14 protein-coding genes are annotated in these 16,586 nt (G+C 63.5%); 9 read left to right on the plus strand and 5 right to left on the minus strand.

The features are described 5' to 3' along the window. Nucleotides 1–33: 33 nt before the first annotated feature. Both NLM31_RS17295 and NLM31_RS17300 read left to right on the plus strand, forming a co-directional pair. On the plus strand, nt 34–1,191 hold the full coding sequence (locus tag NLM31_RS17295) for an ABC transporter substrate-binding protein (RefSeq protein WP_254196210.1): 1,158 nt from the start codon (nt 34–36) through the stop codon (nt 1,189–1,191). 9 nt (nt 1,192–1,200) lie between these two features. Continuing rightward, nucleotides 1,201–2,865, plus strand: coding sequence for an ATP-dependent acyl-CoA ligase (locus NLM31_RS17300; RefSeq protein ID WP_254193009.1), 1,665 nt, complete (start codon nt 1,201–1,203; stop codon nt 2,863–2,865). 13 nt (nt 2,866–2,878) lie between these two features. On the opposite strand, the gene NLM31_RS17305 is transcribed toward NLM31_RS17300, so the two are convergent. Further along, a complete protein-coding gene (locus NLM31_RS17305) occupies nt 2,879–3,385 on the minus strand; it encodes a MarR family winged helix-turn-helix transcriptional regulator (protein WP_254130514.1) in 507 nt (168 codons plus the stop codon). A gap of 353 nt (nt 3,386–3,738) precedes the next feature. Between NLM31_RS17305 and NLM31_RS17310 the strand changes: the two genes are divergently transcribed. The 5 genes from NLM31_RS17310 (at nt 3,739) to NLM31_RS17330 (ending at nt 10,600) form a co-directional block, all read left to right on the plus strand. Then, nucleotides 3,739–4,917, plus strand: a complete 1,179-nt coding sequence (locus NLM31_RS17310; RefSeq protein WP_254193010.1) for an acyl-CoA dehydrogenase family protein — start codon at nt 3,739–3,741, stop codon at nt 4,915–4,917. Between the two features lie 18 nt (nt 4,918–4,935). After that, nucleotides 4,936–5,367 (plus strand): RidA family protein, encoded by a 432-nt coding sequence (locus NLM31_RS17315; RefSeq protein WP_254193011.1) that lies wholly within the window; start codon nt 4,936–4,938, stop codon nt 5,365–5,367. Between the two features lie 511 nt (nt 5,368–5,878). Next, the gene (locus NLM31_RS17320; RefSeq protein WP_254193012.1) at nt 5,879–7,060 is read left to right on the plus strand and encodes a calcium-binding protein; all 1,182 of its coding nucleotides are present in this window, start codon (nt 5,879–5,881) and stop codon (nt 7,058–7,060) included. A 214-nt stretch (nt 7,061–7,274) separates the two neighbouring features. After that, on the plus strand, nt 7,275–9,095 hold the full coding sequence (locus NLM31_RS17325) for a type I secretion system permease/ATPase (protein WP_254193013.1): 1,821 nt from the start codon (nt 7,275–7,277) through the stop codon (nt 9,093–9,095). Between the two features lie 260 nt (nt 9,096–9,355). Then, nucleotides 9,356–10,600 carry an HlyD family type I secretion periplasmic adaptor subunit gene (locus NLM31_RS17330; RefSeq protein ID WP_254193014.1) on the plus strand — a complete coding sequence of 415 codons (1,245 nt, stop codon included), beginning with the start codon at nt 9,356–9,358 and terminating at the stop codon, nt 10,598–10,600. Between the two features lie 59 nt (nt 10,601–10,659). Here the strand turns inward: NLM31_RS17330 and NLM31_RS17335 are convergent, their stop codons facing one another. The 3 genes from NLM31_RS17335 to NLM31_RS17345 form a co-directional block, all read right to left on the minus strand. Then, nucleotides 10,660–11,163 (minus strand): type VI secretion system-associated protein TagO, encoded by a 504-nt coding sequence (locus NLM31_RS17335; protein WP_254193015.1) that lies wholly within the window; start codon nt 11,161–11,163, stop codon nt 10,660–10,662. Nucleotides 11,164–11,273: 110 nt separating this feature from the next. After that, nucleotides 11,274–12,287 carry a TAXI family TRAP transporter solute-binding subunit gene (locus NLM31_RS17340; protein WP_375167546.1) on the minus strand — a complete coding sequence of 338 codons (1,014 nt, stop codon included), beginning with the start codon at nt 12,285–12,287 and terminating at the stop codon, nt 11,274–11,276. Nucleotides 12,288–12,335: 48 nt separating this feature from the next. Then, nucleotides 12,336–13,868 carry a hypothetical protein gene (locus tag NLM31_RS17345; protein ID WP_254193017.1) on the minus strand — a complete coding sequence of 511 codons (1,533 nt, stop codon included), beginning with the start codon at nt 13,866–13,868 and terminating at the stop codon, nt 12,336–12,338. A 105-nt stretch (nt 13,869–13,973) separates the two neighbouring features. Here NLM31_RS17345 and NLM31_RS17350 point away from each other — a divergent pair, with 105 nt between their 5' ends. Both NLM31_RS17350 and NLM31_RS17355 read left to right on the plus strand, forming a co-directional pair. After that, nucleotides 13,974–14,180 (plus strand): hypothetical protein, encoded by a 207-nt coding sequence (locus tag NLM31_RS17350; protein WP_254193018.1) that lies wholly within the window; start codon nt 13,974–13,976, stop codon nt 14,178–14,180. 386 nt (nt 14,181–14,566) lie between these two features. Continuing rightward, on the plus strand, nt 14,567–15,082 hold the full coding sequence (locus NLM31_RS17355; RefSeq protein ID WP_254130523.1) for a DsrE family protein: 516 nt from the start codon (nt 14,567–14,569) through the stop codon (nt 15,080–15,082). Nucleotides 15,083–15,129: 47 nt separating this feature from the next. On the opposite strand, the gene NLM31_RS17360 is transcribed toward NLM31_RS17355, so the two are convergent. After that, the gene (locus tag NLM31_RS17360; protein WP_254193019.1) at nt 15,130–16,545 is read right to left on the minus strand and encodes a lipopolysaccharide biosynthesis protein; all 1,416 of its coding nucleotides are present in this window, start codon (nt 16,543–16,545) and stop codon (nt 15,130–15,132) included. Nucleotides 16,546–16,586 lie beyond the last annotated feature (41 nt).

The raw sequence follows: 16,586 nt of genomic DNA on the forward strand, positions 1-16,586 counted from the left end.
CAGAACAAGAAATATTCGCGAAAGACAGGTGCCATGAACGTGATCAAGAGTCTGCTGGTCTCCACTGCATTGCTTCTCGTCGTCCCGCAAGCAGCGCAGGCCGAGATCCTCGTTGGATTCGTCACCGGCCTCAGCGGGCCGGTGTCGTCGATCGGAATTCCCAACGCGAAGGGGATCGCGGCGGGGCAGGCCTATATCGGCGAGATCGGCGGCGAGAAGATTCGGGTCATCCAGCTTGATGACGGCTCCGATCCGACGGCGTCTGCGCGCAACGCTCGCAAACTCGTCGAGCAGGAGAAGGTCGATGTCCTCATCGGCACGTCTGGTGCCCCGCAGACGCTCGCGATGGCGACGGCAGCAATCGAGATGAAGACTCCAATGATCGCGGTGTCGCCGATCGCGCCGGTGCCGCCTGGCGACGGCGGCCCCTGGGTCGTCCAGACGCCGCAACCAACGCCGCTGCTCGTGCAAGGCATCGTCGACCACATGAAGGCGAAGGGCCTGAAGACCGTCGCGTTCATCGGCTTCTCCGACGCGTTCGGCGACCTCATGTACAGTTCGCTCGAGCAAAGTGCGAAGACCGCCGATATCAAGATCATCGCCAACGAACGCTACGCCCGATCGGACGCCTCGGTTACAGCCCAGGTGCTGCGCGCGCTCGCCGCACGTCCTGACGCGATCATGCTCGGCGGCACCGGGACGCCCGGCGCGTTGCCGGTCATCGCGCTGTCCGAGCGCGGGTATAAAGGGCCGCTCTACGGCAATCACGGGCTGATCAGCGCCGATTTCCTGCGTCTGGCCGGCAAGGCCGCCAACGGCATCATCTGCCCGACTGGACCTGTGACCGCCGCGGAGCAACTTCCGGCCAACAATCCGATTCAGAAGGTGGCCCTGGATTTCCGTGCGGCCTTCGAGAAAGCGAACGGCGAGGCGCCGACGGATTCTTTCTCGTCCTATTCCTTCGACGGCTGGCTGGTCTTCGCCGACGCCGCCAAGCGCGCGATGGCAACCGGTGCCAAGCCGGGCTCGCCGGAATTCCGAACCGCGCTTCGTCAGGCGCTGTTCGCGACCAAGGAGGTCGTCGGGACGCAGGGCGTCTATACTTATACGCCGGCGGATCGGCATGGCGTCGACGATCGCTCGCGCATCATGGTCCAGATCGAGGACGGCAAATACAAGCTGTTGCCCTGAGGCGGGAGCATGATGGTGACGGAGCACGGGGCACCGGCGAACACCAACGGGGCGGTTGGCCGGGAGAACGTGACACTGGCCCCGATGCGTGCGGTGACGTCGTTTCCGCCGTCGGACCGGATTCTGTCCACTATCCTCACGCGGCAGGCGGAACGCCATGGTGAGCGCGTCCTGCTGGTCGCGGGTGAGACGCGCTGGTCCTTTGCGCAGACCGCGGCGATCGCGGCCGCGTCGGCCCGGGCTCTCGTCGATGCCGGAATCAAGCCGGGCGATCGGGTCGCGCTGATGTGCTCGAACCGTCCGGAGTTCCTGCAGGTCTATCTCGGCTGCGCGTGGCTCGGGGCCATCGCGGTCCCGATCAATACCGCGTTGCGCGGTGTCCAGCTCTCCCACATCTTCCGCAACTCGCGGCCAGCGCTGCTTGTCGTCGAGGCTCAGTTCGCGGGCGCGATCGACAGCGTGGAGGCGGGGGGCGATCTGCCGCCTCGGACCTGGATCATCGGAGCTGCCGATGAGCCAATCGATGCCAGGTTGTCCGCGTTGCCGTTGCCGGCTCTCGGAGCCGCGGCGCCAGCGGGCGCTGTCCGCCCTGGCGACACCGTTGCGATCCTCTACACATCGGGGACCACCGGGCCTGCAAAGGGTGTGTGTTGTCCGCAGGCGCAATTGTTCTGGTGGGGCATCTATTCGGCGCGTGCGCTCGGCATCCGCGAGGGCGATGTGCTGTTCACGACGCTGCCCCTGTTCCACACCAACGCGCTGAATGCGTTCTATCAGGCGCTCCTGAACGGATGCACTTACGTGTTGGAGCCGAAATTCTCCGCCTCCGGCTTTTGGGCCGCCGCGCAACGGCACAATGCGACGGTCGGCTATCTGCTCGGCGCGATGGCGTCGATGCTGCTGGCGCAGCCGAAGACGGCGAACGATTCGACGCATTGTCTTCGCGTTGCGCTCGGCGGCGGAGTGCCGCCGCAGATCCACGCTCCGTTCCGCGAACGCTTTGGCGTACCGCTGGTCGACGGCTACGGGTCGACCGAAACGAACTTCGTGTTCGCCGGCACGATTCCGTCGGATCGTCCGGGGACGATGGGTTATCTGGCCGAAGGCATCGAAGCCCGGATCGTCGACGAGAATGATTCAGCTCTTCCCGATGGAGAGGCCGGCGAGCTCGTGCTTCGCGCGAGTGAACCGTTTGCTTTTGCCACCGGCTATTTTGGCATGCCGGAGAAGACGGTCGAGGCCTGGCGAAATCTGTGGTTTCACTCGGGCGATCGTGTGGTTCGGGATCCCGACGGACACTATCGCTTCATCGACCGCATGAAGGATTCGATCCGCAGGCGTGGCGAGAACGTATCCTCCTGGGAGGTCGAGCAGACCATCCAGTCCCATCCCGCGGTCGCCGCCTGTGCGATTTACCCGCTGCCCTCGGAACTGGGAGAGGACGAGGTTGCGGCCGCGATCCTGCTGGAACCAGGACAATCGCTGGAGCCTGTCGACATCGTCAGGCATTGCGAAGGACAGATCGCCTATTTCGCCATCCCGCGCTACGTGCGCATTTTGAGCCAGATGCCGCTGACGGAGAACGGCAAGATCAAGAAGGGCGTGCTGCGTGAGGCGGGCGTCACGGCGGATATTTGGGATCGCGAGGCGGCCGGAGTGAAGGTGCGACGCTGACAGTTGCGTCCGCTCAGGGTTTTTGCAGAGCGTCCCTGACAGCGCCCTTGAGCTCGTCGAGCTCGCCGATCAAGCCGTCGTACCGATCCGCGGGGAAATCCGCCAGCAACTCGGCAAGCCATGCGCCGTGGCTCTTGGCCATTCGCCTGAAGGTCTTGCGGCCTTCGACCGTCATGCAGACAATCTGCACGCGGCGATCGAGGTTCGACGGCGTGCGGGTGATGTATCCGTCCGCGACCAGACGGTCCACGATCGGTGTGAGGTTCCCGGCCGAGACCATCAGGCGCTTGGGCAGCTCTCCCAGCACAAGCCCGCTCGGTTCGCGGTCGAGCTGAGCCAGAACATCGAAGCGGGGCATCGTGAAATCGAACTCATCGCGAAACCGGCGCCGCAGCTCCCCTTCGATCAGGGTCGTGCAGGCGAGCAGCCGGAGCCAAACTCGCGTTTGAGCCCTGTACTCGGCCTCCTGATCCACCCCATTCCTGGCTGATACAGGCGCGGACTCTTTCGCGAGTGCCAATCGAATCTCCCGGGCTTCGTAGCCTGTTGAAAGCTGACGCAACTCTCATGGTCGATGGCAAGATAGTTCGTGCCAAAAGTAAATTCAAGGCTGAGCCCGGGCGTCCCGGAATTGGTGCAGCTCCGTATCCAATTTGCACTGTATCTCAAGATCGATGCCGGGGAGCCAAAGCCGCCGTCGAGGTCTTTGCAGAAGCCGCCTTGACAAGGCGCGCGCCAACGAAATATTTTATGCTTAAAATAATTAAGCGAAGGTTCGGCGCATGGCGTGCCCGGCGAAAGCCAGGGGATCATGCGCATGGTGTGTATCGGCGGCGGCCCGGACGGCCGCGCAGTCAGCGCAGGAGGGATCAGATGAGCTCCGTGGCAAAGGTGATCCGGCGTGAATGGCTTGACTGGCCGTTTTTCGAGCCGCGTCATCATGCGATTGGCGATGCGCTCGACCGCTTCGTGCAGTCGGGGGCCCTCGACAAGATCGATCACAGCGACGTCGATGGCGCCTGCCGCCGGCTCGTGCGGGCGATGGGCGAGGCGGGGCTGCTCGATTGCGCGGTCGCGGCTCCCGATGGCGATGCCACGACAATCGATTCCCGTTCGATCTGCCTGTCGCGCGAGTCGCTCGCCTATGCCGATGGCCTCGCCGATTTCGCCTTCGCCATGCAGGGGCTCGGTTCAGGCGCGATTGCGCTCGGCGGTTCTGCAGAGCTGCGCAAGGCCGTGCTGCCGAAAGTTCGCTCCGGCGAATGGCTTGCGGCCTTCGCACTGTCCGAGAAGGAGGCGGGATCGGACGTCGCAGCGATGTCCTGCACCGCGCGCGCCGACGGCAACGACTACGTCATCGACGGCGAGAAGACCTGGATCTCCAACGGCGGTATTGCCGACGTCTACACGCTGTTTGCGCGAACCGGCGAGGCGCCGGGCGCCCGCGGCATTTCGGCCATTGTCGTCTTTCCGGATGATCCCGGCTTCGGCATCGCCGAGCGCATCGACGTCATCGCGCCGCATCCGCTGGCGACGTTGCGCTTTACCAATTGCCGGATCCCTGCGAGCCGTCGCCTTGGCGCGCCGGGCGGCGGATTCAAGCTCGCGATGCAGACGCTGGATATCTTCCGCGCATCGGTCGCAGCCGCAGCGCTCGGCTTTGCGCGGCGCGCGCTCGACGAAGCGCTGTGGCATGCGCGGAGCCGGCACATGTTCGGCGCGACGCTGGGGGATCTGCAACTGACCCAGGCCGCGCTCGGCGACATGGCGACCGACACCGACGCAGCCGCGCTCCTGACCTACCGTGCGGCCTGGCGCCGAGATGTCCAGAAGCTGCCGACGACGCGCGAAGCTGCAATGGCGAAGCTGACGGCCACCGAGACTGCGCAGCGCGTCATCGACCGGGCCGTCCAGATGTTCGGCGGTCGCGGTGTGCGCAAGGGCGAGATCGTCGAAAGCCTCTATCGCGAAATCCGCGCGCTACGCATCTATGAGGGTGCAACCGAGGTTCAGAAATTGATTGTCGCGCGCGACCTCTTGAAGCCGCGCTGAGGGGGCTGAGGATTCCGCATGAGCACGACGACAAAGCCGGAAGCCGGCGCGACCAGCGGTCTGCAAGTGCTTCAGCCCGGCGGCTGGCCGCAGCCGAAGGGCTATTCCAACGGTATCATGGCCGAGGGACGCCTTGTCGTGACGGGTGGTGTCGTCGGCTGGGACGTTGCAGGCCGCTTTGCCGACGGGTTTGTCGCGCAGGTCCGGCAGGCGCTCGAAAACATCGTCGCGATCCTGGCGGAGGGCGGAGCGAGACCCGAACATCTCGTGCGTCTGACCTGGTATGTCGTGGACATGGACGAATACGTGTCCAGTCTCAAGGCGCTCGGCAAGGCTTATCGCGACGTCATCGGTGTGCACTACCCGAGTATGGCGCTCGTGCAGGTCGTGCGTCTCGTCGAGACGTCTGCGCGCGTCGAGATCGAAGCGACGGCTGTCGTACCGCGCTGACGACGGCGCGAGTTAGGCGCAGCGCCTGGCCGTTGTGACGTCCAACCGGGCGTCCTCCGGAGTGCAGCAATTCGCGAGGGATTCCCGCCCCGTGATGCTCGTAGTGCGAATCAATGATAGTATCGGCGGCGTCAGTTACCGCTTACCGGCATCGTTTGGCTCAACGGTATGATCGTAGATATCTCGCGTGGCCGAATCGATGATTGCTTGCGAGCGTGATCGGAGCGGCTCCAATTAGGTTGTGAATATCGGGCAAGTGCGGATCAGCGGCGCACCCGTATCAGCATCTCGCCCAGATCATTGGCAATATTGGGAAATCGTCCGGAAATGATGGTTTGGACCGATTGCGGTCTAATCGGACGCCCAAGTTTTCGGCACAATATTCCCTTGGTTCCGCCCAATCGAACCGAAATTCCTGCCCCAAACGTAAACATACGTTCACCCGCAATGAGAGGCCGGTTGCACTCAGACTTGGAGGTGCTGGGGGCACTCACCACAAAGGGGAAGCGATTTGACGCTACACTATACCGCAGGCAACAACATCAATGCACAGGGCACCTACACGCCAGCTGCGGCAGGCTTCAACCTGGCCGACGTTTCGTCGGTCGACGAGTTGAATGCACTGCCGGCCGGTGTGAAGGGCATGGTTTACCTCGATCAAGGGGACGGCGTTACCCAGAGCTTCATCGATGCGCTGAAGCCGTACATCGGTAACTCGAAGGTCTACGCCTTCTACCTCAAGGATGAGCCGGATCCGACGGGCCAGTACAATACGCTGGTGACGGCGGCCAACCTCAAGGCAGAGTCCGATTACATCCACGCCAACTTTCCCGGCGCGAAGACCTTCATCACCATGATGAACATGGGATCTTCGGAGAACCCGACCTTCGCGAACACCTACAATCCGGCCAACACCCACATCGATCTGTTCGGCATCGATCCGTACCCGGTGCGGTCGGACATGAGCACGGTCGATTACACCATGATCGACAAGGCCGTGGCGGCCGCCGAGGCCGCGGGGATCTCGGTGGATCATATCGTCCCGGTGTTCCAGACCTTCGGTGGCGGCAACTGGGCCGATGACAGCGGTGGCCACTACGTGATGCCGACGGCTGCGCAGGAACAGACGATGCTCGCTCACTGGGCGGCGGTCGTGCCGAATCCGGCCTTCGATTACGCCTATGCGTGGGGCTCGCAAAATGGCGACACCGCACTCGAGAGCTCGTCCGCGTTGCAGAGCGTTTTCCTGCAGCACAATACCGCCACGAGCACGACGGTCGGAGGCACCACTGGAAGCACCACCGGTACCACGACCGGCAGTTCGAGCGGAACCACGACGACCGGGACCGGGTCGACAGGTGGCACGACCACCGCATCGGGTGGCACGACCACCGGTACGAGCAGCGGGACCACGTCCGGCAGTGGTACGACCACGGGCTCGACCAGCGGCAGTTCGTCCAGCGGCTCGACAACGACGACGACGACTGATCATCACCATCATCATCATGGGCTCGATTTCTCGCAGCTGACGTCCAGTTCAACGGTAACCGCATCGGCAGCTGTGGGGACGACCACGACGCCGACCGCGACCGCAACGCCAAGCGTCGCAACGGACACCACCACGGATGTTGGGCCTCATCATCTGACCGATCTGATCGGCCACCACACCGACCATCACTCCTGGCACCTCTGAGTTCAGAGGATCGCCTAACTCAATAAAGACATACGCGGGGCGCGAATGCCCCGCGTATGAGAATAGCCTAGGGGACCGTTGGCGGCCGCACAGGTCGCGAGTCGGGGTGCCATTCTGCGCACTGCGGAATGTTGGAATGCGAGCGCCAGCGCTCGATCGCATGCAAATTTCAACCGCTTGCCGCTGCCCGATCAAGGGCCGCCCGGATATGCATATGTACGCTTCGGCAAAGGGCTCCGCGCTCGCGGAGGGATTTCGTCAGATACGTCCCGGCCTCCTCGCAGCCGGCGGACTATCGATATTCATAAACCTGCTGGTGTTCGTCTCTCCGCTCTACACCATGCAGATCTACGATCGCGTGCTGACCAGCCGGAACGGAATGACCCTCCTGCTGCTCTCGCTGATCGCGCTCGCGCTCTTCGTCAGCTACGCGACGCTCGAACATTTTCGCAGCCGGATCCTCGTGCAGATCGGGCTCAGGTTCGACCAGCTTCTCTCGGGAGAGGTCTTCGAGACCGCGCTCGGGCATTCCCTGGCCACGGGCAGCTCGCATCATGTCCAGCTGCTTCGCGACGTGGACACCCTGCGGGAAGTCTTGTCGGGGGGCGTGATTACGTCGCTCATGGACGTGCCCTGGACGCCGATCTTCCTGGCAATATGCTTCCTGCTCCATCCCCTGATCGGCCTCGTTGCCCTGATCGGTGCGGTCATCATCCTTTTGCTGGCCTTCCTCAACGAGCGCGCCACCAAGGCGCCGCTCATTACGGCCGCGTCGAAGAATCTTCATGCGCTGGATCGATTGACGTCCTCGCTCCGCAACGCCGAGGCCATCCGGGCGCTTGGCATGGGGCCTGCCGTGCGCATCGCCTGGAGCTCGACGCATGGCGAGGCACTTCTCGACGGCGCCCGTGCGGGTGAGCGCGGCGGCACGCTCCTTGCGATTTCAAAATTCTTGCGGATGGCCCTTCAGGTGTCGATCATGGGCGTGGGAGCCTATCTCGCGATCCAGCAGGAGATCTCGGGAGGCGTTCTGTTCGCGGCGTCGCTCATCATGGGGCGCGCGCTCGCGCCGGTGGAAGCGGCCGTGTCGCAGTGGAAGGCCATCGTTGTCGCGCGTACATCATATGCGCGGCTCGATGCCGCGCTGCGGACCCGGGCCGCAGAGCGGCCGCCGACCCGGCTGCCCGCGCTGGCCGGTGAAGTCTCGGTCGAAGCCGTGACGGTCCTCGTACCCGGATCGCAAATGCCTGCGGTGGCAGATGTGTCGTTCCGCCTGGCTCCAGGCGAAATTGTTGCCGTCGTTGGTCAGTCCGGCTCCGGCAAATCGACGCTGGCGCGAGCGTTGGTCGGTGCCTGGCCCATCGTTCGCGGTTGCGTGCGCATCGATGGCAGCGACACGAGGCATTTCGATGCCAATTTCCTCGGGCAGCGCCTCGGGTATCTTCCGCAAGACGTCGAATTGTTTGCCGGCACCGTTCGCGACAATATCGCCCGGTTCCGCGATGATGCGACAGACGAAGCGGTTGTCGAGGCTGCTCAACTGGCGTCCGCGCACGCCATGATCCAGCGGCTTCCGAAGGGTTATGACACCGTCATTGGCGACAATGGCGCGGGTCTTTCGGGCGGCCAGCGACAGCGTATCGGATTGGCGCGTGCGCTGTTCGGCAAGCCGGTGCTGGTCGTGCTCGACGAGCCGAATGCCAATCTGGACGGAGACGGCGACCGCGCGCTGGCCGATGCCCTCCAGGAGCTCCGGAAGCAGGGGGTGACCGTCGTGATCATCAACCATCGCCCCAATCTGCTTGCCCTCGTCGACAAAATCGTCTTCATGAACGAGGGTCGCCTTGGCCGGTTCGGCACACGCGACGAACTTCTTCCTGCGCTGCTGGGGCAGGCCGTCACGCCGATGCATCGCGAACCGCGAGTGCCGGCCGATCGCCGCCACCAGGCCGAAATTCATCATCGCGCCGACGGCGCCCCCCGCAACGTTTACCTCTCGAATTCGGCGCGGCCCGCGCACGCGACGAGGCAATGATGGACGACAACATGCTGTCGCTGAAAGAGAGAAGTCTTCATATTGAATTCACGGAGCTCCTGAAGCGCTTGAACGGAAGTGACAAGCCCCAAAGGGGCGATGCCGTGCGCAGCGGCATCGCCAGCTTGCGGTCGCAGGCAAGGCGGCTTGTTCCCCTTGCGAGGGCAGCGCGCTCGACCTTTTCGAATTGGTACGCGCGGCGAGATCAAGGCGGCACGCCTGGCGGCGACTGGCATGCCCCGGCGCGACGAGGCTTCGCCGTGGTGTTCTTCACGTTCGCCGTATTCGGCGGTTGGGCCGCGCTGGCCTCGATCGATGGTGCGGTGGTGGCCACGGGGTCGGTGGTCGTCGAGAGCGACAAGAAGGCGGTGCAGCACCTCGAGGGCGGTATCGTGCAGAGCCTGATGGTGACCGGCGACGCTCACGTCGCGGAAGGGCAGGTCTTGTTGCGGCTCGATTCAACCCAGGAACGGGCGAAACAGGAGATCGCGCGCTCGGCCGTTTATTCGGCGATCGGTGAGGAGGCACGCCTGCAGGCTGAAGCCGCGGGAAGGGACAAGATCGCGTTTCCTGCCGACCTCACCCAGAATGCTTCCGACCCAGCTGCGCAACGCGCGATGGGCGACCAGAAGCGGCGCTTTGACGAACGCCGTGCCGCGCGGAAAATCGAGATATCGATTCTTGAAGAGCGCATCGCGCAGGCGCAGCGGCAGATTCAGGGAAACGATGCGCAAAGCAAGGCGACGCGGGCGCAGTACGATAGTGTGAGCCAGGAATATGCCAAGCTCAAGCCGCTCGCCGATCAGGGGATCGTTGCTTTCGCACGCGTCGCAACGCTCGAGCGCAGCAAGTCCGAGCTCGACGGCAAGATCGGCGCTTACGAGGCCGATATCGCCCGCTATGGACGCGTGATCGACGAGTCGCGGTTGCAGATCGAGCAGGTCGGACAGAAGGTCCTGGAGGAGGCGACCGGCAAGCTGACCGAGACGAGGGCGCAACTTGCCGATGCGCGCGAGAAGCTGCGGGTCGCCGATGATGTTCTGGCTCGAATGGAGGTGCGTGCGCCGCGCGCCGGACGCATCGTGAATTTGAAAGTGCACACGGTGGGAGCGGTCGTCAAGGCGGGCGACGTTCTGATGGAGGTCGTTCCCGACAACGACGTGCTCGTGGTTTCGGCGAGGGTGTCGTCCCTCGACATCAACCATGTGCAGGTCGGTCTACCCACGGAGATCCGGCTTCCTTCGTTCAAGGCTCGCTCCACCCCGATTGCCGTGGGAGAGGTCCTCTCGATCGCAGCCGATGCCGTTCGCGATGAAGCGACGCATCAACCGTATTACGAGGTCAAGGTCTCGGTAGAGGTGGCTAAATTCCCCGAGGCGATCCGGGAAAAGCTCAAGCCCGGCATGATGGCCGACGTGCTCATCGCAACCGGGGAGCGCACCGTGCTGGCCTATCTCACGCAACCGATGACGGACGCGATACGTCGCGGCATGCGGGAGAACTAGCGCGCAGGAGGCTGGAGCTTGGGAGAGGCGGCCGATCTCTGATCAGATGGAGCGCCTGCTCACGATGCCGGCCAATTGCAGGCGGTCGCGAGCTTGCGTCGGACCGAATCCAGGCCGACGAGGTCAAACGTGTTTTCGTATGGGAGCGGCTTTCCCGCGTAGACCCTGATCAGAAGCCGGCCGCCCTCCGGCATCGCTCGGAACAGGCGAACGGCGTCCCCCTGATAAGTCAGACTTCTTCCTCCCTCCGTCGCGCGCCAGCGTTCTTCGACGATTGGCTCGTCGTTGATCTGGTGCACGACTTTCACCTCGGTCTCTGGAGGCTGCTTCCAGGATGGCGAGGTGGGTATTGTCAGCTCGGTCCGACCGCCGCGACAGCGGATCGCGATCGAGGAGGGCGCATCCTTCGCGGCCCGACGTCCCATCGTCTGCGCCGAGATCTGCGGCTTGTAGTCCACCGGGGAGGTCGTCTCGCTGATGACCCAGTCCCGCGCTCGCGGTAGTGCCGAAGTGGTCGGCTCTGCCTCTCCCAGCAGATCGTCGACGCATTTCAGCCGTTCCATTCCTTGGTATCGGGCACATTCCTTCAACCGGTCGGTCGCATCGCCCGCCTGTGCGAGGGTCGGCGGGCTCAGACTTGCGAGTGTCATCAAGGCTACGGCACTTAAGGGCCTCATCGCGACAGTCCAACCGTTGCGCCCGGCGAGCGATCGAGCCATTCCTGCGCGGGGCCGAAGCGGGCGAGGCTGGGAACGCCCGCACGGAGGCTCACGTCCTTCCATTTCGGATCGAAGCCGGGTGACTGCAGCCGGTCGAGCCGGCCGAACAACTGCTCCACGAAGCGGGCCATGCGCGCGTAGCGATCGGATTGTTTCGGCCAGTTGTAGCCCGCCAGAATGGTCGGAACCGCGATGGTCGAGATGCGTTCGCCCTGCGGCACGAGGCTCGGATAGTCCGCCGAGCTGATCGCAGACGGTAGGTAGTAGTCCTCGAACCGCGAATCGTACTCCACAGGCAGGAATTTGTACCCGGGCTCCCAACGCCCCTTCAGGAAGGCATCGATCGGCTTCGACGTGATGAACACGACCGCCGCGATTTCTCCGCTCTTCATTTGCTGGAGTGCGACCTGATGGGGGATGAACATCTTCTCGACGTTTAGCCCCAGCCGGCTGAAAATCAGTGGACCGGAATAGGCAGCCGCTGTGCCTTGCGTGTTGAAATTGACCTTCTTCCCCTTGAGATCATCGAGCGACTTGATCTCGGGACGCACAAAGACGTGCAGTTCGGCCGGGAAGAGATTGAGAATGTAAACGATGCGCCGGTCGATCGACGGTACCTGGGCCTTGTACTCGTCGAGGGCGTCCGTATTGATGATCGCCGCGTCCACTCCTCGCAGGTAGAGTAGCGAATTGACGTTCTCCGTCGCGCCGGTCGTCACGATCGGGATGACGTGGAGCTTGTCTTCCTCGTTGACGACTCGAGCGATCTCCGCCGCAAGCCGAAGCGGAGCACCTTCAATGAGGCCGCCTGCGAGCCCGACCGTCCAGGCATTGATGCGCTCCTTTGCGATGACGTCGGCGTTCTTTGCCGCTGCCGGCGGAGCGGGTGGCTGTTTCGCAGACTGGGCGTTCGCCGTCATCTGCAAGCCGAGCAGCGCCGCTGCAATCGTGGACGCGAGCCTGATCATGCCCATAGGTCTGTCTCCGTCATCTAGCCATTCGAGATTGATCCGACGCTACTTCAGCGCCTTGATCCGCTCCTCCGCATCATCAATGCCGCCAGCCTTGGCCTTTTGATACAGGTCGCGCGCCTTCGCCGGGTCGCCGGTCACTCCGCGTGCACGCCACGATTCCAGAACCGGCGGATCATAGGTCTCTGCGAGCATGAAGGCGGCCCGCGCGCTGCCGCGCGCAAGGGCCAGCTCGAGCAACTGGCGGGCGCTGCTGATATCGGCCTGCCGCAGCAACGCATTCGCCCGTGCAAGCAGCTTCTGTTCGTCCGCAGGGGTGCGGGACGGCGCCGGCGTCGGAAGCGGAACGGAGCGCTCCGACGCTGCGGCAACCTTGGGATCCGCCGCGGGAATACGATCCGCCGCCTGAGCCTGCGGTGTCGATCGGGCCGATTCAGGAGAGCGTTGCGGGTTGGAGGCGACAGTCCGGGGTGAATCCTGCTCGAGCGAGCGGCCCCTTGCCTCGGTGTTGGGAGCGGAATCGGCTACACGCCCCTTTTCGGTCTGTGCCGGCGGCGGGCTTGCGGACGCATTTGTTGAAGTCCGTTTTCCAATCGCCTGCTCAAGCCTGATCTTGGTCGACGCAAGCTCGCGCGCGAGAGCGTCGGCGCGCTCGTGTTCAGCAGCGAGCGCATCGTTCTGCTTCGCCGTCGTCGCGCTGAGCTCAGTGACTCTGAGGATCTCGGCATAGGCGACGACCAGGCCAGCCGATCGTTCCTCGACCTCCTTCCGCGCAGAGGCCAGTTCGCGGAGGAGACCCTCACTCTTGGCCCGCTCTTTGAGCAGCTCCTTCTTGTTCGCGGCTAGTGCAGCATCGGCGGCCAGTGCGGCCTCCCGAGCGGCGAAACGCGCGTCGTCGCGCTCGCTCGTCAGCGACTTCGTTTCGCGTGCTAGCGTGTCTGCCCTGTCTCGCTGCTGCCCGAGTTCGCGTTCCAGCACCTGCCTCTGCTCGGTTTCGGCTGCACTGGCCTTGACGGACGCGGCACGCGCGGCATCCAACTCGGCCTGGATGGAGCCGAGCTGCTTTGAGGCGGCGTCTGCGCGATCTCGCTGTTGCGCGAGTTCGTTTTCCGCGGCGAGAGCCCGCTCCGACTTTGCCGCGGCCGCCTTCGCAACGTCAGAGGTCTCGGCGCGAGCTGTATTGGCCGCCGCCCGCAGGGTGACCAGTTCGCTTGCGGCGGCATTAGCCCTGTCGCGTTGCAGCTTCAACTCCTGCTCCAGGGCCTGTTTCTGCGTGGCCTCGGCGGCGGCGACTTTGGAAGAGTCGGTAGCTGCGGTCCGTGCGGTTTCGAGCGCGGCCCTGAGCGAAGTCAGTTCGGTGACGGCAGCCTCGGATCCGTCGTGTTGCTGCTTCAGCTCGACTTCGAGCGCTTGCGTCCGTGCAACCTCCGAGGCGAGGGCCGTTGAGGCCTCCGTCGCGGCGCTTCGCGCGACGTCGAGATCCGATCGGAGCGATGCAAGTTCGGCCGCAGTGCTCTCTTTCCCGGCTCGCGGTTCGATGACCGGCTCTTGCTTGGGATCCAGGGAGGGGATCTGCATCGCCCTTGAAGCTGCGATCCGGGCCGCTTCGAGCTCTGCCCTGAGGAATGAGAGGTCTCGCGTGAGATTACTGACCTTGTCCCGTTCGAGCTCGAGAGCGTGGGTTTGTCGGATCCCCAGCTCAATGGCACCAAGGGCGTGCTCGCGGTCGCGCTGGGCGGCGCTAAGCTCTGCCCGGACACTCGTCAGCTCACGTGCGAGTCTGTCGGCCCGATCACGCTCCTGTTCGAGCGCCTGCTGCTGCCTGATCCGTTCGGCTTCAACTGCCGGGACGCCGAACTCGACATCGTCGCGCGAACCGGCATGTGCTAACCCGACAAGCAGTGCCAGGACGAAAGTCGTCGCCGCAGCTGTTCGCGCAAGAGCGCCGCCGAGCGATCGGCCCTGCCGGACAGAACCGGGACCCCCGCTCAGCGAGACAGTCGTTTCGTGCGCAATTGCCTGTAACCTCATCGTAACAGCTCAGACTGGCTTTGGGCACCTTGCCGTACAGCGACACCAATGACATCGCCTTGGTCGGTGCCCTGTCGAGGTCGCAGGGTAGGTAGCCACAAGGAGGTAGCGGGGCGTCGCTTCGGGAATAAAGTAGATCGTCTGCGCTGCCGCTGCGCTTTCCTTGACCGGCGCAGCCTCGCGCAACAGATTGGGACGGACCAGCCGAGGCTGCGCGTGTTCCGCACAAACCAGGGGAAGACAGCATGAACAGATCAGTCATCGTTTTCGCCAGTCTGACCTTCACTGGCGCGTTTCTGGTGAACGCGATCCAGGCAGGCCAAGCCTCATCTCCGTCGGTAAATCCAAGGCTCAACGCCAACGCCAAGATGATGGCCAGTCACAAGCGCGTGCAGTCGCATCGGCTTGTCGTTCAGGTCGACGTCAATGATCCGGCGATCATGAACCTCGCGTTGAACAACGTCAGCAACACGGTTCAGCACTATTCCGAAATCGGCCAGAAGGTCGAGGTCGAACTGGTGGCGTTCGGACCAGGGTTGCACATGCTGCGAGACGATACCTCGCCGGTGAAGGCACGCATCAAGTCCATGAGCGAGACCATGCCCGAAGTCGCGTTCTCGGCATGCGGAAACACCAAAGAAAATATGGCGAAGACTGAAGCGAAGGATATCCCTCTCATTTCGCAGGCGAAGGTCACCAAATCCGGCGTGGTCCGGTTGATGGAACTGCAGGAGCAGGGCTGGAGCTACCTGCGCCCCTGAAACGGGCGGTATGCGCGCCGGCGCCGAGCGCCGGCAGGCATGAGATCTCAGACCGACGCTTTGACGCGAACATCCGGCTTGACGCGAACATCCGGCCGCGCCGGAGCCTCTTCCTTGGCCGGAGCCTCTTCCTTGCGGTTCGACGCGAATAGCCCAAGGAACCCGGGCAGCAGCCGCAGATGCCGGAAGGTGAAGAAGGCCATGGCGATGTGCCAGATGATCAGCGCGGCTGAGCTCGCGATCGCAGCGCCGGTCAATCCAAGCCAATAGATGAATGCGATGCTGGCGAGGATGTTGAAGGCGGCACTTAGGGTCAGCAGGACGGCAGCCCCCCATTCGTGCTCGGTCATCGTCATGAGGAGCAGTAGGGATCCGAAGGCGGCTGCGACCACCTGACCCAGGAGCAGGATGCGCAGGGCGGATGCGCCGGCCACAAAATCCCTGCCGAACCAGGCCAGAAGTGGCTCGGCCACGATCGCCAGCCCGAGCGCGATGGCCACCGAGGTACAGAGGGTCCATAAAGCGGCCTTGGTCACGAGTGCCTGCAAGGTCGCGCGATCGTTCTTTGTGAAGAGGCTCGAAATGGTCGGTGCGAACAGCGTGTTGATCGCAGTGCGGGGCAATGCCACCAGGAATGCGATATTGAAGACCAGGCTGTATATTCCGGCCTCCCTGGTTTCTCCGAACCATCCGAGCAGCACCACGCCGGCGCGGTTGAGGAGGGCTTCGGCCCCGGCGATGATCATGAACGGGATGGCAGTCTGCCGCCAGGTTGCGGGGGCGTATTGAGGCTCCGCCGCCCTGATTGCGTCCGGACACAATCTCCGAACGGCTTGGCTGGCGAGCACGAGCCCGACGACGGCGCCGGCGACGCTTGCCATCATGATCCCCGGTGCCTGGATGCGTGATCCGAGGAAAAGACCGGCCACGACGACAATGATCACAAGCAATCCGTCCCGCATCACGCGGTCGGGTATCAGTGCCGGAACAACGCCGCCGAAAGCGCGGACGATCGAGCAGCGTATCCATAACAGCGCCAGAAGGGGAATGAGAACGAAGCCGACCAGAAAGGTGTTCGTCAACTCCGTCGAGAACGGCCTGGGCCAGATCTCGATAATGCATGCCCCGATGAGCGCGACCAGAAGGCTTATGCCGAGTGAACGCCGCTCCGCGTATTGGATGACGCCTCGCGCAAGGCCGCTCGCCCCCATGGTCTGATACGCGGACACGAAGCGCAAAAGTGCGATATCGAAACCGAGCGCGCAAAAATATGCGAGGATGGTTATCCACGCGATGACATAGGCGTAGACGCCGTAAGTGTGGGCGCCGACGATCCTGGCGATCAGGAGTTGCGCGCTGGCGGTTACGCCGGCGCTGGCAACATAGACTGAGAATGCTGCAGCTCCTCCGATTACCACTCGTCTGATCCGCGCGTGGCCAGCGCTCCGATCATGCATTTCCATTTTCTGTCCTTGCAGTACTGGCTTACTGAACGCTCTGAAAT

This window comes from Bradyrhizobium sp. CCGUVB4N, from assembly GCF_024199945.1.
GTDB lineage: Bacteria > Pseudomonadota > Alphaproteobacteria > Rhizobiales > Xanthobacteraceae > Bradyrhizobium.

What these genes read in the sequence shown, in the direction of transcription:
- NLM31_RS17345 (WP_254193017.1), bottom strand. Translation starts at nt 13,868, where the DNA reads ATGCAGATCCCCTCCCTGGATCCCAAGCAAGAGCCGGTCATCGAACCG.
- NLM31_RS17340 (WP_375167546.1), bottom strand. Translation starts at nt 12,287, where the DNA reads ATGATCAGGCTCGCGTCCACGATTGCAGCGGCGCTGCTCGGCTTGCAG.
- NLM31_RS17315 (WP_254193011.1), top strand. Translation starts at nt 4,936, where the DNA reads ATGAGCACGACGACAAAGCCGGAAGCCGGCGCGACCAGCGGTCTGCAA.
- NLM31_RS17300 (WP_254193009.1), top strand. Translation starts at nt 1,201, where the DNA reads ATGATGGTGACGGAGCACGGGGCACCGGCGAACACCAACGGGGCGGTT.
- NLM31_RS17335 (WP_254193015.1), bottom strand. Translation starts at nt 11,163, where the DNA reads ATGGAACGGCTGAAATGCGTCGACGATCTGCTGGGAGAGGCAGAGCCG.
- NLM31_RS17295 (WP_254196210.1), top strand. Translation starts at nt 34, where the DNA reads ATGAACGTGATCAAGAGTCTGCTGGTCTCCACTGCATTGCTTCTCGTC.
- NLM31_RS17355 (WP_254130523.1), top strand. Translation starts at nt 14,567, where the DNA reads ATGAACAGATCAGTCATCGTTTTCGCCAGTCTGACCTTCACTGGCGCG.
- NLM31_RS17325 (WP_254193013.1), top strand. Translation starts at nt 7,275, where the DNA reads ATGTACGCTTCGGCAAAGGGCTCCGCGCTCGCGGAGGGATTTCGTCAG.
- NLM31_RS17310 (WP_254193010.1), top strand. Translation starts at nt 3,739, where the DNA reads ATGAGCTCCGTGGCAAAGGTGATCCGGCGTGAATGGCTTGACTGGCCG.
- NLM31_RS17360 (WP_254193019.1), bottom strand. Translation starts at nt 16,545, where the DNA reads ATGGAAATGCATGATCGGAGCGCTGGCCACGCGCGGATCAGACGAGTG.